Origin of the sequence: Actinosynnema sp. CA-299493 (assembly GCF_050946825.1) — a bacterium.
Classification (GTDB): Bacteria; Actinomycetota; Actinomycetes; order Mycobacteriales; family Pseudonocardiaceae; genus Actinosynnema.
Map to the genome: position 1 here is coordinate 519,241 of NZ_CP191993.1, position 23,186 is coordinate 542,426.

A 23,186-nucleotide genomic window follows, 5' to 3' on the forward strand; every position below is an offset into this window, starting at 1 on the left:
ACGTTCCGCTCGTTGTACGTCGAGAGGAACGCCAGGTGACCACGCCACCCGACCAGCCGCCCCACGGCTTCCCACCGCCCCAGCAGCCTGGCTGGGGACCGCCGTCGTCGCCGCAGGGCTTCCCGGCCCCACCGCCGGACCCGACGCAGCCGTACCAGCAGCCGGCCTACCCGCAGCCGGCCTACCCGCAGCCGGCCTACCCGCAGCCGGCCTACCCGCAGCCGGCCTACCCGCAGAACCCCGATCACCAGCAGCAAGCCCCCGGCTACCAGCCGATGCCCGGCTACCAGGACCAGCCGCCCCAGTACGCGCAGCCCCAGTACCCGGGCCAGGGGCAGGGGCAGCCCGGCCGGCCCCCGTACGCAGGTCAGGGCCAGTACCCAGGCCAGTTCGGTCAGGCCGGTCACCCGGGTCAGCCAGGCCGGTCGGATCAGGTCGGTCAGGCCGGGTACCCGGTCCAGCCGGGTTACCCGCAGCAGTTCCCGCCCCCGCCCGCCAAGGGCACCTCGCGCGGTGCGAAGGCGCTGGTCGCGGTCGTGGCGCTGGGCATCGTGGGGATCGTGGTCGCGGGCATCATCGCCGGCCTCACCGGTCCCTCGGGCGCGGAGGCCGGTGACTGCATCAAGGTCGTCTCCGCCTCGGCGACCGACGCCGACGTCGAGAAGATCGAGTGCTCCTCGCCGGAAGCGGCCTTCAAGGTGGCCGCCAACCTGGACAGCAGCGCCGACTCCTGCCCGGACGGCGACTACGCCGAGTACTCCGACAGTGGCGGACGGCGCAGTGACGGCTTCAAGCTGTGCCTGATGCTCAACGCGGCCGAGGGCGACTGCTTCAAGGAGGAGAGCTCGATTGTCGCGGCCAAAACCACCAAGGTGACCTGCGATTCGAGCGCTTCGTACAAGGTGGGCAAGGTCGTGTCGGGTCAGGCGGACGAGAACGAGTGCGAGAGTGGCGACACCGTGACCGTTTACTCACAGCCCGCTACGACGATCTGCTTGACGGAAGCCTGATCACGACTGCACCGAGATGCCGTCGCCGCCGGATCGAGTTCCAACCGACGCGGAAATCGAAAAAAATGGGGGCCTTCCGCAATGGGAAGGCCCCCTGGCGCACGGGATTCGCTAACGGTGAGTCAGTTGGTGGTTCCAGGCGGCAACAACCCGCCGACGTCCAACCGCTCCGGCAGCACCTCTTCGGTGTCCATCATGTCGGCGACGCGCTGGAGCCGGACCGGGTTCAGCGACAGCGGGAACGTGCCCACCGACACCAGCGCCGCGGTCTGCTGGTCGACGTCCATGTAGCCGGTCAGGGCGTTCTGCACGGACAGCTTGTCGTTCGACGCCGCCTCCTGCGCGTCCCGCAGGACCTGCCGGAACAGGGCCAGCGTGCGCGGGTTGCCGTCGGCGAACTTCTTGCTCGACGCGTACCCGGACATGGGGAAGTCCTTGGTCGGGCCGACGGCGGTGTCGGTGAGGATGCGCGCGCCGGCCCCCGCCTGGGCCTGGGTGATGTACGGCTCGGTCATCCACGCCGCGTCGACCTGCTTGGCCTGCATCGCGGTGACCATCTGCTCGAACGGCATCTCGGCCAGCCTGATCCGCTGCTTCTCCACGCCCGCCGTCTTGAGCACGGCCTTCGTGGTCAGCGCGCCGACGTCGCCGGTGGAGGGCACGGCGATGCGCGGGTTGACCAGCTTGCCGGGGCTGTCGTAGTCCGGGTCGAGCGTGACCAGCGCCATCGTGTTCGCGCCCGCCTGGTACGCCTCGCCCTGAAGCTGGAGCGGGGTCTGCTCGGCGTAGCTGCGGAACAGCGTGACGTGCGTCGCCCAGGTCAGGTCGAGCGTGGTGTCGAGCTGCTTGATGCCCTCGACCTCGTTGTTCAGCGGCACCAGCTGCACCTGCAGCCCGACCTTCTCGAACAGCTTGTTGTTGAACGCCAGGCGCAGCGGCGCCACGTCCACCACCGGCAGCACACCGATGCGCAGTGTGTTGCGTTCCACGTCGGGGCGGCTGTTCCCGTCGGTGCCGGGGATCAGTCCGCACGCCGTCAAGGTGGCGGCACAAGCGAACAACGCTGCCGCACGTCGCAGAACACGCGCTGGGGTAGGCATGGCACCTCTCGCCGGGATGACCTCGAGAGCGGGGTCTTTTTGATCAACGAATTTGTCGACGCACTTGTCGATGACCGGGATGGTAACCACCCAGAGGTATGAAACGACAGCCCTGCTCCGATACGGTGAGTGCTTCCGGAGTCTTCCCTGTGGCTGGGGTCGAGCACTACGCTCCCCGGCTGGTGGCACAGGTCGTCGCAGACCGTCGTGTCCCCGTGCGGGGTGGGGGTGACTAGCCGGCACCACCGCTCCTGTGCTGCAATTCGGCCCGAATTCGAGTCCATGCTTCGGTCCGCGGGGGAGAGGCCGGAACCACTGCTGCCGGAAGAGGAAGCCCAGGGTGGCCCGTCGAGAGAGAGGTCCCAGCCAGTCAGGCGTGGGGATTACACCGCGCTCCGAAAGGCCCGGAACGGGTGACGGACTGACTGCGCTGAGTGATGGAACGGTGACCGAGCACACGGGGCCGACGAAGACCGGTGCGACCACGGCCGGCCGGGCCGGGGCGGGTCGCACGGCCGGCTGGCGGCTGCGCAACTGGCGGCTGCCCACCAAGCTGACGGCCGTCCTGCTGATCCCGACCATCGCCGCGGTGGCCCTCGGTGGCCTGCGCGTGAACTCCGACCTCGCCGACGCGGCCGACCTCAACCGGCTCGCCAACCAGATCCAGCTGGAGTCGGCGGTCGCCGACCTGGTGCAGCAGTTGCAGCGCGAGCGCGACCTGAGCGCGAGCCACGTGGCGTCCGGCAAGCAGCTCGACCGCGTGGTGCTCGACCGGCAGCTGCGCCGCGTCGAGGACACCGTCCAGGCCCTCAACGCCAAGATCGTGGACCTCAGCGCCGACCTCGACGACGAGGTGGTGACCCGGTTCCGCCGGGCGTCCAGCCAGCTCAACCGGCTCAACAGCCTCCGCAACGCGGTCCGCGAGACGCAGTACCCGTCCGAAGCCGTGATGCGCACCTACTCCGAGTCCGTGGAGAGCCTCCTCGACCTCGGCGAGCAGGCCATCGCGGGCATCAACGAGCCCGAGCTGGTGCGGCTGCACCTGGCCACCAACGCGATCGCCCGCATCAAGGAGCAGGAGTCGCGCAAGCGCGGCATCATGCTCGACGTCTTCCAGGGCGGCGTGTTCGGCCCGGGCCAGGAGCGCCAGCTGCTGGCCGCGAACGCCGAGCTGGACGCGGCCCGCAACGACTTCCGCAAGTCCGCGACCGCCGACCAGGCCAAGATCTACGACGACACCGTCACGGGTCTGATCGTCGACACCGCGAACGACATGCAGGAGACGGCGCTGAACCTGGCCGCCGCCGACAAGCCCATGACGTCGCTGCGCCCGGAGAAGTGGGACATCGCGTCCACGCTGACCGTGAACCTCACCCGGGACGTGGAGAACCTGCTGCTGGAGCAGCTGCAGAACCGGACCGACGAGCTGACCGGCGTGGCGCGGGCCGCCGCGTTCCGCGACTCCGGCATCGTGCTGGGCGCGTTGCTGCTGGCCCTGGTCATGGCGCTGTTCGTGGCCCGCTCGATCCTCAACCCGCTGCGCACGCTGCGCCGCACCGCCCTCGCGGTCGCCGACCGCGGCCTGCCCGAGGCGGTCAACCGGATCCTCGCCGACCCGAACCCGCAGGAAGCGGCGAAGACGGCCATCGCGCCGGTGCCGATCACCACCCGCGAAGAGGTCGGCCAGGTGGCCCGGGCGTTCGACGCGGTGCACGGCGAGGCCGTGCGGCTGGCCGCCGAGCAGGCCATGCTGCGCGACAACGTCAACTCGATGTTCGTCAACCTGTCCCGCCGCTCGCAGGCGCTGGTCGAGCGCCAGCTGAACCTGATCGACCGGCTGGAGCAGGACGAGCAGGACCCCGACCAGCTGGCCAGCCTGTTCGAGCTGGACCACCTCGCCACCCGGATGCGGCGCAACAGCGAGAACCTGCTGGTCCTGTCCGGCACGGACCTGTCCCGGCGGCTGACCCGCCCGGTCCCGGCGGCCGAGGTGCTCGGCGCCGCGGTGTCCGAGGTCGAGCAGTACGCCCGCGTGCAGGTCGGCCAGACCCCGGAGCTCACCGTCCAGGGCCGCGCGGTCAACGACCTCGTGCACCTGATCGCGGAGCTGCTGGACAACGCCACCGCGTTCTCCGACCCGGTGACGAAGGTCACCGTGCGCACCGCCCGCACCCGCAAGGGCGAGCTGGCGATCGAGATCCAGGACCGCGGCGTCGGCATGGGCGAGCAGGAGATCACCGACGCCAACGAGCGGCTGGCCGACCCGCCGGACGTGGACGTCGCGGTGTCCCGCCGGATGGGCCTGTACGTGGTCGCGCGGCTGGCCAAGCGGCACGACATCAAGGTGCGGCTGCGGTCCAACGAGGACATCGAGGGCGGCACCACCGCGCTCGTTCTCGTGCCGGACACGCTGGTCGCCTCGCCGGGCGCGATGGGCTCCCCGATGGGCGCCGAGCCCGCCTCGGCGTTCGGCGACCCCGGCTTCGGCGACGCCGGCGGTTTCGCCGACTCCGCCGGGTTCGGCGACGCCAACGGCTTCGGCGATCCCGCGGGGTTCGGGGAGTCCGGGTTCGGGACGACGGCGCAGCGCGCGTCCGGCATCGCCGGCGCGTTCGGCACCGGCACCATGTCCCGCCTGGACGACGACGCGAGCTTCCCGAGCCTGCCGCGCGTGGAGGACGAGCCGGCGTTCCCGGTGAGCTTCGTGCAGGGCCAGGGCGAGCACGACGCGGCCCGCGTGCCCGCCTTCGGCGAGACGCCGACGTTCGGGCAGGCGCCCGCGGAGACCCCCGCCGAGGTGTCGCAGCCGTGGATGCGGACGGCCGCCGAGCGCGAGGTGGACGACCGGGAACCGGCGGGCTCGTTCGGCGAGCCGACCCTGTTCACCGCCTACGAGGACCGCTCCGAGCACGACGCGGACTACGAGCACGGCTTCGAGACCACCCAGTTCGCGCCGCTGGACAGCGGCTTCCTCGTCGAGCCGGAGCCCGAACCGGCCCCCGTCCCGGAGCCCGCGCGCCGCAACGGCTCGGTCCCGCAGGTCGCGCCCGCGGCCAGGGAGGTCGACCGCGACCTGGACGCGCCGACCGAGCGGCTGCCGATCTACGAGGCGGTCCTCTCGCAGTGGTTCCAGGCCGTGGGCAGCGAGACGTCGGCGGCGACGGCGCAGGCCGTGCCACCGGCGCCGGCCGCCGAGCCGGAGCCGGCCGCGCCCGCCGGGTCGGTGCTGCCGACCCGCCGGCCGCGCCCGATCCCGCCGGTCGCGCCCACCACGTCCGCCGACCCGCTGCCGCTGCGCGGCGGTCTGCTCGACACGGGCCACAACGCCCAGCCCAAGCGCGAGTCGGAGAGCGGTTCGCTGCCCCAGCGGGGCGAGGGGACGACCGGCCACGCCGAGGGCACTAGTCTGACCGAGGGCGGGCTGCCCAAGCGGCAGCCCGGATCGCCCACCAACCTGCCCAAGCGCGCCGCGGAGGTGTCCCGCGTGACCGAGCCCGAACCGGTCGCCGAACCCGAGCCGGCCGCACCCGCCGCCGAGTCGGTCTGGGAATCCCCGGCCGACGCGGGTTGGCAGGCGGCACAGGCCTTGCTGAACAAGGCACCCGAGTCCACGACACAGGCGGGGTTGCCCAAGCGGGTGCCCAAGGCTCAGCTTGTGCCGGGATCAGCCGCACCGAAGCCGACGGCTTCGGAGCGGCAACCGCAGCGGCCCCCGCTGCCACCACGATCGGCTGACGCGATCCGTGGACGCATGTCGAGTCTTCAGCAGGGCGTCCATCGAGGGCGGCACGCTTTGATCGACGCTTACGCTGGTGACATGTCGAGCCGGCAAGACGAGGAGCAGGAGTGACGACCGCAGCTCAGCCAGGCAGCTTTGGTTGGCTTATCACCGACTTCGTGCGCCGGGTTCCCGGTGTGGCACATTCCGTGGTCGTGTCGGCGGACGGGCTATTGCTCGCCGGCTCGCAGGGTCTGCCCCGCGACCGCGCCGAACAGCTGTCCGCCGTGGCCTCCGGGCTCGTCAGCCTCACGGCGGGCGCGGCACGGTGCTTCGAGGCGGGCACGGTCAACCAGACCGTGGTCGAGATGGAACGGGGCTACCTGTTCCTGATGTCGATCAGCGACGGGTCGTGCCTCGCGGTGCTCGCGGCCCCGAACTGCGACATCGGCCTCGTCGCGTACGAGATGACGTTGCTGGTCGAGCGCGTGGGCCAGCAGCTGACCCCGGAGCTGCGCGCGCAGCTCCAGGGCGTGGTTCGGCGGTAGATCCTCATGAGATCGTGGGGGTGAAGGCAGATGGCTGAACGATCCGGCGCCGGCGGCCGACGCTCCGGTAGGAACTTCGACTACCAGGAGTGGGCGGTCGGCGGCTTCCGATTCGCTGAGCCGGATGCCGACCCCGCACAGGACGAGGAAGCCGAGGACGCACCCAACTCGTGGCGAGGCCGCCGGGCGGAGCAGGCGCAGCGGCCACGGGTCGAAGGCACAGGGCAGGGGCAAGGCGATATGTCTCAGCGTGAGGTTGACGACTCGTCGTACGACTACGACGACGTTCCCAACCGGTTCGACATCGACGGGTACGGCAGCGGCCTGTTCGGCGGTCCGGGAGCCGATCTGTTCGGCGCTCACGGCCTGCCGGACAGCGTGCCGGAACAGGTGCCGTACGTGACCGGTCCGCAGCCGGTCGTGCGGCGCGAGGAGAACCCCGCGGCGGAGTCCGGGTCGCTGGTCCGCCCGTACACCCGGACCGGTGGCCGGACCCGGCCCGACTACGACCTCGCGATCGAGGCGCTGGTGTCGACCAGCGAGCGCGGTCTCGAACGCGACGCGGCGGTGCTCCCCGAACACCGGTCGATCTGCGGGCTGTGCACCGACACCAGGTCGGTGGCCGAGGTCGCCGCCCACCTCCGGCTGCCGCTCGGCGTGGCCCGGGTGTTGATCGGCGACATGGCGAGCATGGGTTTGGTTTTGATTCATCAGGGTGGCTTGATCACCGGGGACAAGCCGTCCATTGATTTCCTTGAGAGGGTGCTCAGTGGGCTTCGCAGGCTCTAGCCCCAACGCGGCCGAAGGCGAACGGAAGCCGACGACCTCCGCGAAGATCGTGGTGGCCGGTGGCTTCGGCGTGGGCAAGACTACGTTCGTCGGTTCCGTGTCGGAGATCGTTCCGCTGACCACCGAAGCGGTGATGACCGAGGCCAGCGCCGGGGTCGACGACCTCTCGGCCACGCCGAACAAGGTCACCACGACGGTGGCCATGGACTTCGGTCGGGTGTCGCTCGACCAGGACCTGATCCTGTACCTCTTCGGCACACCGGGCCAGCACCGGTTCTGGTTCATGTGGGACGACCTGGTGCGCGGCGCGATCGGCGCGATCGTGCTGGTGGACACCCGTCGGTTGGCGGACGCGTTCGCCTCGATCGACTTCTTCGACGACCGGCAGCTGCCGTACGTGGTCGGGGTCAACTGCTTCGACGGCCTGCTGCACCACCGCATCGAGGACGTGCGCGAGGCGCTCACGATCGACCAGTCCGTGCCGATAGTGACTTGCGACGCGCGCAACCGGCAGTCGACCAAGCAGACGCTCATCACGCTGGTCGAGCACGCCATGCGCCAGTGGATGTCGGTTCGCGCGGGCTGATCGACCTCCGGGTCGACCGGTGTGCGCGCCGATCCGACGGCTCCCGCGCCGAAGGGCGGTCTCCTCGCAGGAGGCCGCCCTTCGACGTGCGCAGGTCAGGGGCGCGGCTCAGGCCGGCGTGGCGCTCCGGTCGATCTCGCTGATCGACACCACCACGTCGTGGTCGTCGAAGTCGGCGACGACGTGCAGTCGGCCACCCAGCGCGGTGATGTAGCGCTCGAGCGTGTCCACGACCATCTGGTCCACGTCGCCGCGTTCGAGCTGGCTGACTCGGGGTTGACTGATGCCCATGCGCGCCGCGACCTCGCTCTGGGACAGGCCCTGCTGCTCGCGCAACTGGGCCAAGCGGAAGCCGAGCACGTAGGCCTGCGTGCGGTTGTGCGCCTCTTCCCGCGCCACTTCCACGTCCCGGCCGGCGGCTTGGTCGCGCCGAGCTTTGTCGGCCTTGACGTCTTTCCACGAACGAGCCATCGGTCAATCCTTTCCCCTGCGCTTGTCCAACTCGGCCAAGTGCTCGTCGAACCGTCGGTCGGCCAGTGGGACGTTGCGTTCGTACCAACCACGCCAGTTACCGGATTTGTCACCAGCGACCAGCAGGATCGCCTGTCGGCGCGGGTCGAACGCGAAGAGGATCCGCACCTCGCTCACCCCCGAAGAGGCAGGCCTGAGTTCCTTCATGTTGTGGTGCCGTGACCCCTTGATCCGATCGACCAAGGGCCGGCCCAGTCGAGGTCCTTCGCGGGAGAGGTGGTCGATCGCCTCCTCGATCAGGTCCGCGCTCTCCGGATCTTCTTCGCAGAGTCGCGCGAACCAGGTGTCGACGTTTTCGTGCAGCACCACGTCCCAGTCGGTCACATCGCCGACCATAACGCTACCCTTATAGCGGCCGGTGCGCCAGGGTAAGACGCGTTCGCCTCGATCGACTTCTTCGACGACCGGCAGCTGCCGTACGTGGTCGGGGTCAACTGCTTCGACGGCCTGCTGCACCACCGCATCGAGGACGTGCGCGAGGCGCTCACGATCGACCAGTCCGTGCCGATAGTGACTTGCGACGCGCGCAACCGGCAGTCGACCAAGCAGACGCTCATCACGCTGGTCGAGCACGCCATGCGCCAGTGGATGTCGGTTCGCGCGGGCTGATCGACCTCCGGGTCGACCGGTGTGCGCGCCGATCCGACGGCTCCCGCGCCGAAGGGCGGTCTCCTCGTAGGAGGCCGCCCTTCGGCTTGCCCGAGCGGGTGGGGGTGGCCCGGCCCTTCGACGCGCGGGTGGTGCGCGAGCGCCGCGGTTCGACGCTAAGGGGTGAGGGGTTCACCGATCAGGTGATCATCGGTGCCGAACGGGGGATTACGCGCCGTCGTCCTCGACCAGGGCGGCGGACGTGATGCGGTGCAGGGGGAAGCGGCGCACCTCGCCGTAGCTGACGTCGACGCCCTCCAGCACGCCGCCGCCCACGACCTGCGGTGTGATCACGCGCCGGGCGGCGGTGCCGTGGCCGTCCACGAAGTCGACCAGGACGCTGCGCCCCTCCCGCGCCGCCCGTTGCAGCAACGCGAGCGTGGCCGACGGTCCCGCGCCCAGGTGACCCGGCACCGACACCCGCGCACCGCCGGTGGTTGTCGCCGCGCGGTCGCCCGCACGGACCATCAGCACCAGCTCGCCCAGCTGCTCGTCCGACGGCGCGCTCGGCTGCACCGGCCTGCGCCGCCCCTTGCCCGCGATCCGCCGACCACCCGCCCGCAGGTCGAGCACGTGCCCGTCCGGCCCCTCGGCGGCGGGCGCGAAACCGGCGGCGCGCAACGCGTCCAGCACCTCGGCCAGCGGCAGCGGGCTGACGATCACCGTGGGCGCGATCTTGCGCAGCGCCAGCCGCTCGGCCGCCGCGTGCGACATCACCTCGGTGACCAGCACGGGGTCGTCGCAGCGCAGGAACGACCCGGCCGCACCGCCCCGCAACCGGCCGTGCCTGCGCGCCGCGTCGTCGATCAGGTACGTCAACGACTGCGGCACCGGCGTGCGCGACCGGGACCGGAACAGCTCGTGCAGCTCGGCGGCGCTGCGCCCGGCGTCGAACGCGCGCCGCACGGAGCCCTCGCGCACCCGGTAGACCGTGGCGCTGCCGGCCGACTCGACGTCCGCGACCAGCGCGATCTCGTCGGCCAGCTCCGGGTCGAGCCGACCGGGCGCGACGACCGTCAGGTCGGCCTGCACCAGCACGTGGTCGACCGGCGCCGGCAACGCGTCGCCCAGCCGCTTCGCCGCCGCGCCGGGACCCTCGGTCAGCAACGTGCGGCCCTGGGCGGTGATGGCGTTGTGCGCGAGGACGCCGACCCGCGTGCCCTCGTCCACGGTCCAGCGCACCAGCTCGTCGCGCAGCCGCCCACCTCGGCGGGGCGCGCGCCACGCCAGCACGGCGGCCAGCTCGTCCGGCTCGATCACGGCGGTGCCGGGCTCCAGCGCGGCCAGGGCTTCGAGGATGCGCTTGCGGTCGCGGGGCGCGCCCGGCCGGTTCAGCTCCGGCGCGAGCGGGTTGAGCAGCCGGTCGCGGTCGTCGCGCTGCCCGATCAGGCCGGGCAGGCGGGGCAGGTCGAGCCACGCCTGGGCCAGCGTCGCCCACCGGTGCTCGGGCGCGGCGACCAGCCACGCGTCGGTCTGCGTGGTCGGCACCCACTCGGGCTCGACGCCCTCGGTGTCGGCGACCAGGCCCGCGTTGACGACCAGCTCGACCAGCAGCGCGGCCCGCCGTTCGTCCACGTCGAGGTCCTTGGCGAGCTTGCGCAGCTCCCGCACGCCGACGCCGCCCGACCGCAGCACCGCCGGCGGGTCCTCCGACCAGCTCTTGAGCAGCGTCTCGACGTGCCGGGACAGCTCCAACGCCTCCCCGCCGCCGGTGTGGTCGACGTCGGAGGGGTCGCGGCGGAACGTGGTGAGCGGCGGCTCGGTGGTCTGGATCGTGCCGAGCGGGTGGTCGCCCCGGACCTTCAGGCCGATCTCGCGGGGCAGCTCGACGGTCTGCGCGTCCCGCCGGACCAGCAGGCCGCGGGCGAGGAGCTTCTGGATCGGCGTCCGGGCGTTGGCGAGGGAGACGACGTGCGCGGCGTCCTTGGTCTGGCCGATCGGCGGACCGGCGGCGAGGGTGTGCAGGACGCGGTGCTCGTCGGGTTCGAGGTCGGCGAGGTCGGCGGTGGCGAGGCGCGGCACCGAGCGGCCGAGGCCGCCGGGGAACGGGTTGACCGCGTCCCGGGTGGCCGGCGGGGTGCTCAGCGCGTGGTCGCCGCCCCAGAGCAGGGCACGGGCGCGCAGCGTGTCCAGGGGCGCGCCGATGTCGGTCGGGCCGAACAGCTCCTGCACGGCGGTCCGGCCGACCGGCGCGAGGTCGGCGTCCAGCACGAGCAGCGCTTCGAGGACGGTCAGCGTCAGCGTGTCGAGGTCTTCGCAGGCCCGCGCCACGGAAGCCCGCGACCCGATGCGGGTGGCGAGCACGGTCGTGTCCGCCGGCGGGGGCGTGGCCAGGTCCGGCCGGGCGCGCAGCAGAGCCACGAGCGCGGAGTCGTCCTGCGCCCGCAGCCACTCGGCGAGGGTCGTGCCGGACATCCCCACCACGGTATATGCCGACCGGCGGGGCCCGTCGTGCGAGTCCGGTTCACGTCGGGGGCGTGACCGGCCGTCACCGGACCGCCGGTCGCGGTCGCTCACCGGTGCGAGGGCGAGGATCACACCCGTGACGTGGCTCTCGCTTTTCCGCGTCCGGCACCCCGCGTCGCGGTCAGGGCAGATGAGGCACACTTGTCCCGACGAAGGCACGACCGAGGAGGAACCGTGGCCAAGGCCCGCCCCGAGCGCATCGACCCGCACTGGCCGGAGCCGCCCGCCGACGGCAAGTACGCGGTGTCCGAGCTGGCCAGCGACACGCAGGGCGCGATGTCGCCGTTCGGCACGCTGACCTTCCCGCTGCCCGTCGAGGAGCTGGGCTACCACCACCCGGTGACCGAGATCAACCGCTAGCACGAGGGCGCGCGCGGCCGTCGAGCCGCGCGCGTTCCGCATTTCCGCGCGGACTACGCTCGACCCCCTCTTGAGCTGTGCTGTTCTGGGAGGTTCGATGCCGGTCCCCGGCCCTGGTTACTCGATCACCGTCCGGCTGGAGGCCCCGCCGTCGGCGTCGGCCGCCGGCGACCTGACCTCGGCCGTCGGCCGGGCCGGTGGCGTGATCACCGCGTTCGACGTCGTCGAGTCGCACACGGACCGGGTGATCATCGACCTCACCTGCAACGCGCTGTCGGCCAACCACGCCAAGGACATCACCGACACCCTGGAGCTGCTGCCCGGGATCGTGGTCCGCAAGGTGTCCGACCGGACGTTCCTGGTCCACCTCGGCGGCAAGATCGAGATCGCGTCCAAGGTGCCGCTGCGCAACCGCGACGACCTCTCCCGCGCCTACACCCCCGGCGTCGCCCGCGTCTGCATGGCCATCGCGGAGAACCCGGACGACGCCCGCCGCCTCACCATCAAGCGCAACACGGTCGCCGTGGTCACCGACGGCTCGGCCGTGCTCGGCCTGGGCAACATCGGCCCGGCCGCCGCGCTGCCCGTGATGGAGGGCAAGGCCGCGCTGTTCAAGAAGTTCGCCGGCGTCGACGCCTGGCCGGTCTGCCTGGACACCCAGGACACCGAGGAGATCATCCGCGCGGTCGAGCTGATCGCGCCGGTCTACGGCGGCATCAACCTGGAGGACATCGCCGCGCCGCGCTGCTTCGAGATCGAGGCGCGGCTGCGCGAGAAGCTGGACATCCCGGTCTTCCACGACGACCAGCACGGCACCGCGATCGTCGTGGTCGGCGCGCTGCGCAACGCCCTGCGCGTGGTCGGCAAGAAGATCACCGACTGCAAGGTCGTGGTGTGCGGGGTGGGCGCGGCGGGCAGCGCGATCATCCGGCTGCTGCTCAAGCAGGAGCCGGGCGACGTGGTGGCCGTCGACGTCGACGGCATCGTGCACCGCGACCGGCCCGGCCTGGACGACAACCTGAAGTCCGTCGCCGCGGCGACCAACAAGGAGAACGTCAGCGGCCGGCTGAAGGACGCGCTGGTCGGCGCGGACGTGTTCATCGGCGTGTCGGCCCCGAACCTGTTCGGCGCCGAGCAGGTCGCCACGATGAACCACGACGCCATCGTGTTCGCGCTGGCCAACCCGGACCCGGAGATCGACCCGATGGAGGCGCAGAAGCACGCCGCCGTCGTGGCCACCGGGCGCAGCGACTTCCCGAACCAGATCAACAACGTGCTGGCGTTCCCGGGCGTGTTCCGGGGCCTGCTCGACGCCCACGCGCGCACGATCACCGACTCGATGCTGATCGCGGCGGCCAACGCCATCGCCGACGTGGTGGACGGCGACCGGCTCAACGCGTCGTTCATCGTGCCCAGCGTGTTCGACACCTCGGTCGCGCCCGCCGTCGCGGAAGCGGTGCGCAAGGCCGCCACGGAATCCGCTTCCGCCTAGCGTCGGCCTAGCATCGGCCCCATGAGCAACCAGTTCACCCACTTGGACCCCAGCGGCGCCGCGCGCATGGTCGACGTGTCCGAGAAGGAGCCGACCACGCGCACGGCGGTGGCGTCCGGTGTGCTGCGCACGACGGACGAGGTGGTGGCGTTGCTGGGCAGCGACGGGCTGCCGAAGGGCGACGCGCTGGCCACGGCCCGCATCGCGGGGATCATGGCGGCGAAGCGGACGTGGGAGCTGGTGCCGCTGTGTCACCCGATCGCGTTGTCCGGGGTGAGGGTGGACCTCGTGCTCGGTGACGCCGAGGTGCGCATCACCGCGACCGTCCGCACGACGGACCGCACGGGCGTGGAGATGGAGGCGTTGACGGCCGTGTCGGTGGCCGGGCTGACGCTGCACGACATGGTGAAGGCGGTCGACCCGGCGGCGTCGATGGACGCGGTGCGGGTCGAGCGCAAGGAGGGCGGCAAGACCGGCCTGTGGGAGCGCCCGTGACGTCCGGGGCGGCGGGGACGGCATCCGGGGCGGCGGAGGCGACGCCTCAGACCGCTCAGGTGACCTCAGGGACCGCTCAGGTGACGTCCGAGACGCCTCAGGTGACGCCTGAGGCGGCTCAGGTGGCGCGGGCGACGTCCCGGACCGCGCGGGTGATCACGGCGTCGAACCGGGCGTCCGCAGGCGTGTACGCCGACCGGGGCGGGCCGATCATCGTGGCCTGGCTGCGGGAGCGGTCCTACGACGTGCCCGACCCGGTGGTCGTGCCGGACGGCGAGCCGGTGGCGGAGGCGCTGCGCGCGGCCGTGGCGGACGGTGTCGCGGTCGTCGTCACGACCGGTGGCACGGGCGTCAGCCCCACCGACCGCACGCCGGAGGCGACCAGGTCGGTGCTGGACTTCGAGGTGCCGGGGGTGGCCGACGCCATCCGCGGGTCGGGCTGGCCGCGCGTGCCCACGTCCGTGCTGTCGCGCGGGGTGGCGGGTGTCGCGAGCCGCACGTTCGTGGTGAACCTGCCCGGCTCGACCGGCGGGGTGCGCGACGGGCTGGACGTGCTCGCGACCGTGCTGGAGCACGCCGTCGACCAGGTGTCCGGAGGTGACCACGCATGACCGAGGTGCTGCGGGCGACCGTCAGCGATCAGCCGCTGTCCGTGGACGAGCACGCGAAGCTCGTGGAGCACGTGTCGGCGGGCGCGGTGGTGACGTTCGCCGGGGTGGTGCGCGACCACGACCACGGGCGTTCGGTGCGTGAGCTGGAGTACGTCGGGCACCCGACGGCCGGCGCGGTGGTGGCCGAGGTGGTGGCGGACGTGGTGGCCCGGTTCGAGGGCGTGCGCGCCGTCGCCGTGTCGCACCGGGTCGGTCCGCTGGCGATCGGGGACGTGGCGCTGGCCTGCGCCGTGTCCGCCGACCACCGGGGTGAGGCGTTCGCGGTGTGCTCGGAGCTCGTCGACGAGGTGAAGCGGCGGCTGCCGGTGTGGAAGCGGCAGGTCTTCGCCGACGGTGACGACGAGTGGGTCAACATGCCCTGACCGAGGGCGACGCTCGGCCGCGTCAGCCGCGGGCCCACCCCGGAAACGGGTCGGGGACCCCGGATCGCCGAGGGGGGCGGTCCGGGGTCCCTGCTCCGTCGTGCGCCGACTCGCGCCGGCCACAGATCACTTGGTGGCGATCTTGTGACCCGGGAGGATGAGGTCGGCGTTCGGGATGAACTCCTTGTTGAGCTCGTGCAGCTTCGCCCAGCCGCCTTCGACCTTCAGCTCGTCCGCGATCTTCGACAGGCTGTCGCCGGCCTTGATCTCGTAGTCGCCGTTCGGGTTGGAGGACGGCAGCGCCACGGTCACGGGAGCGGGGGCCTCCTGGACCGGTGCGGCCTGCTGGACCGGCGCGGGGGCGGCCTGGCGCGGCTGCGCCGGGGCCGGGGCGGTCCTGGCGGGCGCCGCGGCGCCGCCGAGGCCCTTGGGGCCGCAGACGGGCCAAGCGCCGATGCCCTGGGTCTGCATCACGTTCTCGGCGACCCGGATCTGCTCTTCGCGGGAAGCCTGGTGGGGCATTCCGGAGCCACCGTGGGCGGTCCACGTGGACGGCAGGAACTGCAGGCCGCCGTAGTAGCCGTTGCCGGTGTTGATGCTCCAGTTGCCGCCACTCTCGCACGCGGCGACCGCGTCCCAGTTGACGCCCTGCGCGTTGGCGGTGCCGGCGGCCATGGCCAGGGGTGCTCCGACGATGACGCCGGCGACGGCGACCTTCGCGATGCTCCGGGCGGTGGAACTGGTGGTCGGACGGTGCTTGCCTCGGTAAGAAGCCATTTCCCTCTCGTCCACCCGCACCTGCGCGTCCGGCTCGGGTTCGGGCCCGGTTCGCCGTTCGGCTTGATCCCTGTCCGGTGGTTGTCTCTCGCTCGGGGGGTGTTCCGGGACACCGGTGGACAGGTTCGGTGCGAGGCGTCCCGGTCTAGCTCTGGTCGGTCGGGGCCAACCGAGAAGCGACGGTACGTAACCGGGAGGCTCGCGCCAAATGATCTGCTATGTGACACACATCACTGTAACGCGACCGAGTGACTCCCCGAGCGCTCCGTTTAGCCAGTTCAGGGCACCGTTATCGGTCTGTTTCCGTTCCGAGATTCGCCGAGATCAATCACTTTAAGTGAGGTTTAGCTCACGTGCTAAGCCGCATGAGTGGAGAAGACTCATCCCCCGGCGAAGGGTGGCAACACGTCGAGTTGTGACCCGGACCACACGGCCGTGTCATGATCACGAACGGCCACACCGTCCAGCAGGTAGCTGCACGCGGGCAGCACGCGGACCGCTTCCGCGCCGTGCCGACGCCGGACCGCCTCGATCGCGGCGCCCACCGTGGCCGAGTCGCCGGGCAGCTCGAAGCTCTCCTCCGACACGCCCACCGCCGCCCGCGCGCCCGCGAAGTACCGCACCGTCAGCCGCACCTCACCCTCCGATCGCGCTCATGGGCCGGTCCGGCTGGCTGAACCCGGCCGAGTTGATGCCGTGCCCGGCGGCCTTCACCCACGAGTTGCCGCGCCACACGCGCGCGATGTCCTCGTCCGACGCGCCACCGCGCAGCAACGCCCTCAGGTCCGTCTCCGACTGGCTGAACAGGCAGTTCCGCACCTGGCCGTCGGCGGTGAGCCTGGTCCGGTCGCACGCCGCGCAGAACGGGCGCGTGACCGAGGCGATCACGCCGACCACGGCCGGGCCGCCGTCCACCAGCCACCGCTCGGCGGGCGCGCCGCCCCGCTCGCCCGGCTCGGGCGTCAGCGTGAACCCGGTCCGCAAGGACGCCAGGATCTCCTCGGCGGTGACCATGTCGTCGCGGTCCCAGCCGTGCTGCGGGTCCAACGGCATCTGCTCGATGAACCGCAGCTGGTAGCCGTGCTCCAGGCAGTGGCGCAGCAGCGGCACGGCCTCGTCCTCGTTCACGCCGCGCATCAGCACGGTGTTCACCTTGACCGGCGTCAACCCGGCCGCGCGCGCGGCGGCCAGGCCCGCGAACACGTCACCCAGCCGGTCGCGGCGGGTGAGGCGGTGGAAGCGCGCGGGGTCGAGGGTGTCGAGCGAGACGTTCACCCGGTCGAGGCCCGCGGCGACCAACCCCGCCGCGCGCTTGGCCAAGGTCAACCCGTTCGTGGTCATCGAGATGCGGGGACGGGGGTCGAGCGCCGCGGTCGCCGCGATCACGTCGTCCAGCCCGGGCCGCAGCAGCGGCTCGCCACCGGTGAACCGGATGTCGGTCACGCCGAGGCGGGTCACCGCGATGCCGATGAGGCGGGTGAGCTCGTCGTCCGAGAGCAGGTCGGGCTTCGGCAGCCAGTCCAGGCCCTCGGCGGGCATGCAGTAGGTGCAGCGCAGGTTGCAGCGGTCGGTCAACGACACGCGCAGGTCGGTGGCGATCCGGCCGAACCGGTCCACCAGCAGGGGTGAGTCCGGTCGTTCGGAGGTGTCCGGGTTGCCGCGCACGACGGGTAGCCCCAACTCGACAGCTGTCACCCCTGCCAGGGTAATCGGCTGACACTTGTGGGTGCTGGTGGAACCGGGGGCGGCGGCGCGCGGTGACTTGGACGAGGATGCGAACACGTTCGCCGGAACCCCGGGCGGGAACGCTAAGTTGCCTGACATGACCAGTGAGCACGAGGTGCCCGCGGACGTGCTGGAGCGGTTCAGCGTCTACGCGCGGGAGACCAGCGCGCTCACCATCCTGTTCCACACCCGGGTGGCCGAGCGGATGGGCCTGTCGCCGACCGACGAGAAGTGCCTCGACCTGGCCCTGCGGTCGTCGGGCCCCATCACCGCGGGCCGGATCGCCGAGCTGTCCGGGCTGTCGACCGGCGCGGTGACCGGCGTGATCGACCGGCTGGAGCGCGCCGGGTACGTGCGCCGGGTGCGCGACCCGCACGACCGGCGCAAGGTGCTGGTCGAGGTCACCGTGGGCGACGAGGGCAAGTTCGAGCACCTGTTCGCCGGCGCGCAGGAGACGCTGCGCGAGGTGCTGTCGCGCTTCACGGCGGAGGAGCTGGACGTGCTGGAGCGCTACAACCAGGCGCTCATCGAGACGTTCCGGCGGCGCGTGATCGAGGCCTGAGCCGGCAGCATGTCCGCCATGGCCGCTCAGTGGAACTACCTGATGGACATGGACGGCGTGCTCGTGCACGAGGAGCACCCGATCCCCGGGTCGAGCGAGTTCGTCGCCGAGCTGACCGCGAACGACATCCCGTTCATGGTGCTCACGAACAACTCGATCTACACCCAGCGCGACCTGCGGGCCCGCCTGTCCCGCACGGGCCTGGAGGTGCCGGAGACCGCCATCTGGACGTCCGCGCTGGCCACCGCGAAGTTCCTCGACTCGCAGCGGCCGGGCGGCTCGGCGTACGTGATCGGCGAGGCGGGCCTGACCACGGCGCTGCACGAGATCGGGTACGTGCTGACCGACCGCGACCCGGACTACGTGGTGCTCGGCGAGACCCGCACCTACAGCTTCACCGCCATCACCAAGGCGATCCGGCTGGTGGAGGAGGGCGCGCGGTTCATCGCGACGAACCCGGACGCCACCGGACCGTCCCGCGAGGGCTCGCTGCCCGCGACCGGCTCGATCGCCGCGCTGATCGAGCGGGCGTCCGGGCGCGCCCCTTATTACGTGGGCAAGCCGAACCCGTTGATGATGCGGTCGGCGCTGCGCGCGCTGGGCGCGCACTCGGAGAGCACGCTGATGATCGGCGACCGGATGGACACCGACGTGCGGTCCGGCCTGGAGGCCGGGTTGCGCACGATCCTGGTGCTCACCGGGATCTCGACGGAGTCGACGGCCGAGCTGTACCCGTACCGGCCGACGCGGGTGGTCAAGTCGATCGCGGACCTGGTCGGGAACTCGGCGAACCCGTTCCCGGACGGGGTGGCGGACGAGGGCTGAGCGGGTGGGGCGTGGGGCGTGAGGGCCGGCTGAGCGGGCGGGCCGGGCCGGCGGGGCAGGGGTCCGCACCTCCGGGAGTGTCGGTGGTCGGGGCTAGCGTCCCCGGGCATGGGCATCGATCACCTGGCGGTCGTCGAGGAGTACAGCGGGTCCTTCACCGAGGCGGTGGCGGGCAACCTCGGCGCGCCGGTGCCGAGCTGTCCCGGGTGGACGGTGGACGACCTGGTGGCGCACCTGGCGGAGGTGCAGGCCTGGTGGACCGCGGTCGTGCTGGCGAAGGGCGCGTACCCGGACGAGGAGGCGGCGCGGCGGGCCGCCGACACCGGGCCGGACCGGGTCGAGGGGTGGCGCGAGATCAGCGCGCGGTACGTCGCGGTGCAGGAGGACTACCTGCGCGTCGCCGGGCCGGACGCGCCGGTGTGGGTGTGGTGGAACGAGGAGGGGCGCGACACGGCGGCGGCGCTGGCGTCGCGGCAGGCGCACGAGGCCGTCGTGCACTGCTGGGACGCGCGGCGGGCGGTCGGCGCGGGCGCCGTCGAGCCGATCCCGGCCGAGTTGGCGGTGGACGGGGTGGACGAGTTCCTGACGCGCTTCCTCCACGGCAAGGCGTGGGACGGCGGGCCGGCGGTGCTGGAGCTGGCGGCGACCGATTCCGGCGACCGCTAGTGGGTGGGGACGGACGGGGTGGCGAAGCCGGTGCGGCTCGCCGGGGGTGCGGCGGACGTGCGGGTCGAGGGCACGGCTGAGCAGCTGTACCTGCTGCTGTGGCGGCGTCTGGGGGTGGCTGAGGTGGCGGTGGCGGGCGACCGCGCGAAGGCGGACGCGTTGCTGGCGTGGCCTGACCTGACCTGAGGGGGAGCCGGGCGGGCGGGTCCCCTGGAAGCGCGGCCATCACCCCGGCGGGGGAGGTGCGGCCGAAGCGTCCGGGCGGAGCGCTGATCGACTTTTGCGCGCCACACCCCCGCGTCGCTTATCGTCGCAGGTGTGGAACGACCGCTCTTCGTGGTTGGCGACGTGCACGGGCACCTCGCCGAGCTGACCCGCGCCCTGCACGCCTCGGGCCTGGTCGACGCCGACGGTGACTGGTGCGGCGGTGACGCGGAGCTGTGGTTCCTCGGCGACTTCGTCGACCGCGGCCCCGACGGCATCGGGGTGATCGAGTTCGTGATGCGGCTGGCCGAGCAGAGCGGCGGCCAGGTCGACGCGCTCATCGGCAACCACGAGGTGCTGCTCCTGGGCATGCACCGGTTCGGCGACCGCAACGTCCCCGGCGCGCCGACCCCGCGCAGCTTCGCCCGCAGCTGGCTGCTCAACGGCGGCCTGCGCAGCGACCAGGACCGGCTCACCGACGCCCACATCGGGTGGCTGACCAGCCGCCGGGTGCTCACCGAGGTCGACGGGCACCTGCTGATGCACTCCGACACCCTCGCCTACCTCGAGTGGGGCGACACGATCGACGAGGTCAACGAGGCGGTCTGGGAGGTGCTGAGGAGCGACGACCTGGACCACTGGTGGGAGTGCTGGCGCAAGATGACCACCCGCTACGCGTTCCGCGGCCCGGACGGCGCGGTGGTCGCGGGCGAGCTGCTGGGGGTGCTCGGCGGCCACGAGGTGGTGCACGGGCACAGCGTCATCGCCGACCAGCTCGGCGTGCCGCCGGAGGAGATCGACGGCCCGCTGCGGTACGCGGAGGACAAGGTGCTGGCGGTGGACGCGGGCCTCTACAGCGGCGGTCCGTGCCTGGTCGTCCAACTGGTTGCGGACCAGTCGGAGTAGGCGCAGCATGGCAGCCACCGCAAGGGGGCGGCACCCGCAAGGAGGCGCGCCATGCTCACCGCGACGCGGACCACGACGATCCTGCCCGTGACGGACCCGGACCGGGCGTCCCACTTCTACGCCGACCGGCTCGGCCTGGCGCCGCTGGGCGGCAGCGGCGACGGCACGCGGCTGTTCGAGCTCGGCCGGGGCGACGTGCTCGGCCTGATGCCCGCCGAGGAGGGGGCGCAGAGCGGGCACACCGTGCTCAGCTTCGAGGTCGAGGACCTGGCCGCCGAGATCGGCGAGCTGGAGCGGCGCGGCGTGCGGTTCGAGGACTACGACCTGCCCGAGCTGAAGACCGTCAACCACGTCGCCGTGTTCGGGACCGAGAAGGCGGCGTGGTTCCACGACAGCGAGGGCAACGTGCTGTGCCTGCACGAGGTCGTCGAAGCGGGGTAGGGCAGGCGGAGGTGGCGGGTCGAGGTCGGTGGGTCGAGGTGGGGCGGGTCAGGGGAGGGCGACGATCTCCTTGCCCAGCGGCATCAGGGAGACCGGCACCATCTTGAAGTTCGCCACGCCCAGCGGGATGCCGATGATCGTCACGCACAGCAGCACGCCGGTGACCACGTGGCCGATGGCCAGCCAGATCCCCGCGACGATGATCCACACGACGTTGCCGAGCAGGGACGGCGCGCCGGAGCCCGGCCGGTCGACCACCGTGCGCCCGAACGGCCACAGCGCGTAGTTCGCGATGCGGAACGACGCCAGCCCCCACGGGATGGTGATGATCAGCACGCAGCAGACCACGCCGGCGACCACGTACCCGACGGCCAGCCAGAAGCCGCTCAGGACCAGCCAGATCAGGTTCAGGATGAGCCTCACGCACCCATCTTGCCCGATTAAGCTCCCGTCCTGTGCCGAACAAACTCCGCTGGGGTGTCGTGGCGACGGGCGGCATCGCCGACGTCGTCACGGGCGACCTCCGTTCGCTGCCCGACGTCGAGGTGCTCGCGGTGTCGTCGCGGGCCCTGCCCAAGGCCGAGGCCTTCGCGGCCAAGCACGGGATCCCGCGCGCTTACGGCGACTACGCCGACCTGCTGGCCGACCCGGACGTGGACGTCGTCTACGTGGCGACGCCGCACGTCCAGCACCACGCGGTGACCCGCGCGGCGTTGGAGGCGGGCAAGCACGTGCTGTGCGAGAAGCCCGCCACGCTGACGCTGCGGGAGTTGCAGGACGTGGTGGACCTGGCGCGCGAGCGCGGCCTGTTCTTCATGGAGGCCATCTGGACCAGGTTCAACCCGCTCATCCGGCGGATGGCGGAGGTCGTCGCGGACGGCGGGATCGGCGAGGTCCGGTCGGTTCGGGCGGACTTCGGCTTCACCCTGGAGTACGACCCGGCGCACCGGCTGTGGAACAAGGCGCTGGGCGGCGGGTCGCTGTTCGACCTGGGGATCTACCCGGTGTCGTTCACGCACCTGCTGCTGGGCGAGCCGGAGACGGTCGAGGCGCACGGGCGGCTGGTCGACGGCGTGGACGCCGAGATCGGGATGCTGCTGGGCTACGAGGGCGGCGCGCACGCGCTGCTGGGGTCGTCGTTGGTCAGCCCGTTGAAGTCCGGTGCGGTCGTGTACGGGACGCGGGGCCTGATCGAGCTGCCGGAGGCGCTGTTCAACCCCAGCCGGATCATGGTGAACGGGGTGGAGCACCGGCACGAGCAGGAGGGCGCGGGGTACGTTCCACAGCTGCGCGAGGTCGTGAACCGGGTGCTGGCGGGTGAGACGGAGAGTCCGTCCATGCGGCCCGCCGAGTCGTTGGCGATCCTGCGCACCCTCACCAGGGCCGCCGAGCGGGTGGGCCTGAACTACGACGACGTGGCGGGTTAGCGCATGGGCAAGAAGTGGTTGGTCGCGGTGTCCGGGTTGGTCGGACTGGTCGGCGCGGTGGGGTTGGTCGCGTGCTCGCGGAAGGCCGGGGGGAGTGACGAGCCGGTGCGGCCGGCGGCGGTCCGGAGGCGTGAGGCGCCGAGGCGTGAGGACGTGCGGCGGGTCGGTGCGCGGCAGGCGGGTGTGCGACAGGCGGGTGTGCGGCGGGCCGAAGTCGGTGCGCGGCGGGCCGGTGGGAGGAAGGCCGGGTCTGCGGCGCGTCGGTGAGGTCGGGTGGGTCGAGGTCGGGTGGGTCGAGGCCGGGAAGTCAGGGGGCCGGGTGAGCCAGAACTCAGGCGAGGAGCGCCTCGGTCACCTGGACGACTGACTCGGCGCGGCGGCTGCTGGGCGTGAGCAGGTGGCTCAACGCCACCCGCACGATCGTCTCCGCGATCAGGTGCACGCGCGGGTCCGGCAGCGCGGGCCAGTGCCGGCGGATGTGCTGGGCGAACACCGAGGTGGCGAGCGTGAGGATCGGTCGCCCCTTGGTGGTCAGCAGCGGCAGCATGTCCTCGGCGTTCGCGCCGTTCAGCACGGACCTGGCGAGCGGGTCCTTGGTGGCCAGGTCGAACGCGAACGCGATGCTCCGCCGCAGGCCCTCCAAGGGGTCGGGGGTGCTCAGCAGCTGCGCGCGCACGCCGTCGAGGAACTCGGCCGTCTTGTGCAGCGCCACGGCCTGCACGAGCCGTTCCTTGTTGCCGAACTCGTTGTAGACGGTCTGCCTGCTCACGCCGGCCTTGGCGGCGACCTCCGCCATGCGCAGGCCACGTGAGCCGTGTGCCGCGATCAGCTCCACCGCCGCGTCGAGCAGGGCCCGGGTGAGTTCCGTCACGGCGCA

General features: G+C 71.8%; 25 protein-coding genes and 2 pseudogenes. 18 read left to right on the forward strand and 9 right to left on the reverse strand.

Annotation, left to right across the window (positions count from 1 at the left end):
- The first annotated feature begins 35 nt into the window (after positions 1-35).
- Positions 36-1,010 carry an LppU/SCO3897 family protein gene (locus ACQPYE_RS02560; RefSeq protein ID WP_498718918.1) on the forward strand — a complete coding sequence of 325 codons (975 nt, stop codon included), beginning with the start codon at positions 36-38 and terminating at the stop codon, positions 1,008-1,010.
- Positions 1,011-1,132: 122 nt separating this feature from the next.
- Here the strand turns inward: ACQPYE_RS02560 and ACQPYE_RS02565 are convergent, their stop codons facing one another.
- On the reverse strand, positions 1,133-1,999 hold the full coding sequence (locus ACQPYE_RS02565; protein WP_498718919.1) for an ABC transporter substrate-binding protein: 867 nt from the start codon (positions 1,997-1,999) through the stop codon (positions 1,133-1,135).
- Positions 2,000-2,555: 556 nt separating this feature from the next.
- Here ACQPYE_RS02565 and ACQPYE_RS02570 point away from each other — a divergent pair.
- The 4 genes from ACQPYE_RS02570 to ACQPYE_RS02585 are packed head-to-tail and all read left to right on the forward strand — an operon-like array spanning position 2,556 to position 7,751.
- Positions 2,556-5,960: a sensor histidine kinase gene (locus ACQPYE_RS02570; RefSeq protein WP_498718920.1), complete on the forward strand. Its 3,405-nt coding sequence runs from the start codon at positions 2,556-2,558 to the stop codon at positions 5,958-5,960.
- Positions 5,957-6,376, forward strand: coding sequence for a roadblock/LC7 domain-containing protein (locus tag ACQPYE_RS02575; protein WP_033442969.1), 420 nt, complete (start codon positions 5,957-5,959; stop codon positions 6,374-6,376). Before ACQPYE_RS02570 ends, ACQPYE_RS02575 begins: the two co-directional genes overlap by 4 nt.
- 30 nt (positions 6,377-6,406) lie before the next feature.
- Positions 6,407-7,165, forward strand: a complete 759-nt coding sequence (locus ACQPYE_RS02580; protein WP_498718921.1) for a DUF742 domain-containing protein — start codon at positions 6,407-6,409, stop codon at positions 7,163-7,165.
- Complete coding sequence (locus tag ACQPYE_RS02585) at positions 7,146-7,751, forward strand: GTP-binding protein (protein ID WP_053718648.1); 606 nt, start codon at positions 7,146-7,148, stop codon at positions 7,749-7,751. Before ACQPYE_RS02580 ends, ACQPYE_RS02585 begins: the two co-directional genes overlap by 20 nt.
- 108 nt (positions 7,752-7,859) lie before the next feature.
- On the opposite strand, the gene ACQPYE_RS02590 is transcribed toward ACQPYE_RS02585, so the two are convergent.
- Both ACQPYE_RS02590 and ACQPYE_RS02595 read right to left on the reverse strand, forming a co-directional pair.
- Entirely contained in the window at positions 7,860-8,222 is a 363-nt protein-coding gene (locus ACQPYE_RS02590) for an XRE family transcriptional regulator (RefSeq protein ID WP_498718922.1), read from the reverse strand.
- A gap of 3 nt (positions 8,223-8,225) precedes the next feature.
- Positions 8,226-8,618, reverse strand: a complete 393-nt coding sequence (locus ACQPYE_RS02595) for a type II toxin-antitoxin system RelE/ParE family toxin (RefSeq protein WP_498722824.1) — start codon at positions 8,616-8,618, stop codon at positions 8,226-8,228.
- A gap of 36 nt (positions 8,619-8,654) precedes the next feature.
- Here ACQPYE_RS02595 and ACQPYE_RS02600 point away from each other — a divergent pair.
- Positions 8,655-8,891: pseudogene (locus ACQPYE_RS02600) on the forward strand (ATP-binding protein); the annotation flags it as partial.
- A 207-nt stretch (positions 8,892-9,098) separates the two neighbouring features.
- Here the strand turns inward: ACQPYE_RS02600 and ACQPYE_RS02605 are convergent.
- A complete protein-coding gene (locus ACQPYE_RS02605) occupies positions 9,099-11,345 on the reverse strand; it encodes a helicase-associated domain-containing protein (RefSeq protein WP_498718923.1) in 2,247 nt (748 codons plus the stop codon).
- Positions 11,346-11,570: 225 nt separating this feature from the next.
- On the opposite strand from ACQPYE_RS02605, the gene ACQPYE_RS02610 reads away from it, so the two are divergent.
- The 4 genes and pseudogenes from ACQPYE_RS02610 to ACQPYE_RS02625 all read left to right on the forward strand — a co-directional run bounded on the left by ACQPYE_RS02610 (position 11,571) and on the right by ACQPYE_RS02625 (position 14,776).
- Entirely contained in the window at positions 11,571-11,756 is a 186-nt protein-coding gene (locus tag ACQPYE_RS02610; protein ID WP_498718924.1) for a hypothetical protein, read from the forward strand.
- A 97-nt stretch (positions 11,757-11,853) separates the two neighbouring features.
- Positions 11,854-13,248, forward strand: a complete 1,395-nt coding sequence (locus ACQPYE_RS02615; protein ID WP_498718925.1) for an NAD-dependent malic enzyme — start codon at positions 11,854-11,856, stop codon at positions 13,246-13,248.
- 21 nt (positions 13,249-13,269) lie between these two features.
- On the forward strand, positions 13,270-13,743 hold the full coding sequence (gene moaC, locus ACQPYE_RS02620) for a cyclic pyranopterin monophosphate synthase MoaC (RefSeq protein WP_498718926.1): 474 nt from the start codon (positions 13,270-13,272) through the stop codon (positions 13,741-13,743).
- 122 nt (positions 13,744-13,865) lie between these two features.
- A pseudogene (locus tag ACQPYE_RS02625) lies at positions 13,866-14,776 on the forward strand (molybdenum cofactor biosynthesis protein MoaE).
- Between the two features lie 126 nt (positions 14,777-14,902).
- On the opposite strand, the gene ACQPYE_RS02630 reads toward ACQPYE_RS02625, so the two are convergent.
- The 3 genes from ACQPYE_RS02630 to moaA all read right to left on the reverse strand — a co-directional run bounded on the left by ACQPYE_RS02630 (position 14,903) and on the right by moaA (position 17,248).
- Positions 14,903-15,553: a transglycosylase family protein gene (locus ACQPYE_RS02630; protein WP_498718927.1), complete on the reverse strand. Its 651-nt coding sequence runs from the start codon at positions 15,551-15,553 to the stop codon at positions 14,903-14,905.
- A 380-nt stretch (positions 15,554-15,933) separates the two neighbouring features.
- On the reverse strand, positions 15,934-16,188 hold the full coding sequence (locus tag ACQPYE_RS02635; protein WP_498718928.1) for a MoaD/ThiS family protein: 255 nt from the start codon (positions 16,186-16,188) through the stop codon (positions 15,934-15,936).
- Between the two features lies 1 nt (position 16,189).
- Positions 16,190-17,248: a GTP 3',8-cyclase MoaA gene (gene moaA, locus ACQPYE_RS02640; protein ID WP_498718929.1), complete on the reverse strand. Its 1,059-nt coding sequence runs from the start codon at positions 17,246-17,248 to the stop codon at positions 16,190-16,192.
- 127 nt (positions 17,249-17,375) lie between these two features.
- Between moaA and ACQPYE_RS02645 the strand changes: the two genes are divergently transcribed.
- The 6 genes from ACQPYE_RS02645 to ACQPYE_RS02670 all read left to right on the forward strand — a co-directional run bounded on the left by ACQPYE_RS02645 (position 17,376) and on the right by ACQPYE_RS02670 (position 20,882).
- Entirely contained in the window at positions 17,376-17,840 is a 465-nt protein-coding gene (locus ACQPYE_RS02645) for a MarR family winged helix-turn-helix transcriptional regulator (protein ID WP_498718930.1), read from the forward strand.
- A gap of 18 nt (positions 17,841-17,858) precedes the next feature.
- A complete protein-coding gene (locus tag ACQPYE_RS02650; RefSeq protein ID WP_498718931.1) occupies positions 17,859-18,665 on the forward strand; it encodes an HAD-IIA family hydrolase in 807 nt (268 codons plus the stop codon).
- Between the two features lie 108 nt (positions 18,666-18,773).
- Complete coding sequence (locus ACQPYE_RS02655; RefSeq protein ID WP_498718932.1) at positions 18,774-19,331, forward strand: maleylpyruvate isomerase family mycothiol-dependent enzyme; 558 nt, start codon at positions 18,774-18,776, stop codon at positions 19,329-19,331.
- A gap of 18 nt (positions 19,332-19,349) precedes the next feature.
- Positions 19,350-19,517 (forward strand): hypothetical protein, encoded by a 168-nt coding sequence (locus tag ACQPYE_RS02660; protein WP_498718933.1) that lies wholly within the window; start codon positions 19,350-19,352, stop codon positions 19,515-19,517.
- 132 nt (positions 19,518-19,649) lie between these two features.
- The gene (locus ACQPYE_RS02665; protein WP_498718934.1) at positions 19,650-20,441 is read left to right on the forward strand and encodes a metallophosphoesterase; all 792 of its coding nucleotides are present in this window, start codon (positions 19,650-19,652) and stop codon (positions 20,439-20,441) included.
- A gap of 51 nt (positions 20,442-20,492) precedes the next feature.
- On the forward strand, positions 20,493-20,882 hold the full coding sequence (locus tag ACQPYE_RS02670) for a VOC family protein (protein ID WP_498718935.1): 390 nt from the start codon (positions 20,493-20,495) through the stop codon (positions 20,880-20,882).
- A gap of 48 nt (positions 20,883-20,930) precedes the next feature.
- Here the strand turns inward: ACQPYE_RS02670 and ACQPYE_RS02675 are convergent, their stop codons facing one another.
- Complete coding sequence (locus ACQPYE_RS02675; protein WP_498718936.1) at positions 20,931-21,305, reverse strand: YccF domain-containing protein; 375 nt, start codon at positions 21,303-21,305, stop codon at positions 20,931-20,933.
- 32 nt (positions 21,306-21,337) lie between these two features.
- On the opposite strand from ACQPYE_RS02675, the gene ACQPYE_RS02680 reads away from it, so the two are divergent.
- A complete protein-coding gene (locus ACQPYE_RS02680; protein WP_498718937.1) occupies positions 21,338-22,309 on the forward strand; it encodes a Gfo/Idh/MocA family protein in 972 nt (323 codons plus the stop codon).
- A 3-nt stretch (positions 22,310-22,312) separates the two neighbouring features.
- Positions 22,313-22,576, forward strand: a complete 264-nt coding sequence (locus tag ACQPYE_RS02685) for a hypothetical protein (RefSeq protein ID WP_498718938.1) — start codon at positions 22,313-22,315, stop codon at positions 22,574-22,576.
- 64 nt (positions 22,577-22,640) lie between these two features.
- Here ACQPYE_RS02685 and ACQPYE_RS02690 read toward each other — a convergent pair whose 3' ends face one another.
- Entirely contained in the window at positions 22,641-23,180 is a 540-nt protein-coding gene (locus tag ACQPYE_RS02690) for a TetR/AcrR family transcriptional regulator (RefSeq protein WP_498718939.1), read from the reverse strand.
- Between the last annotated feature and the right edge of the window lie 6 nt (positions 23,181-23,186).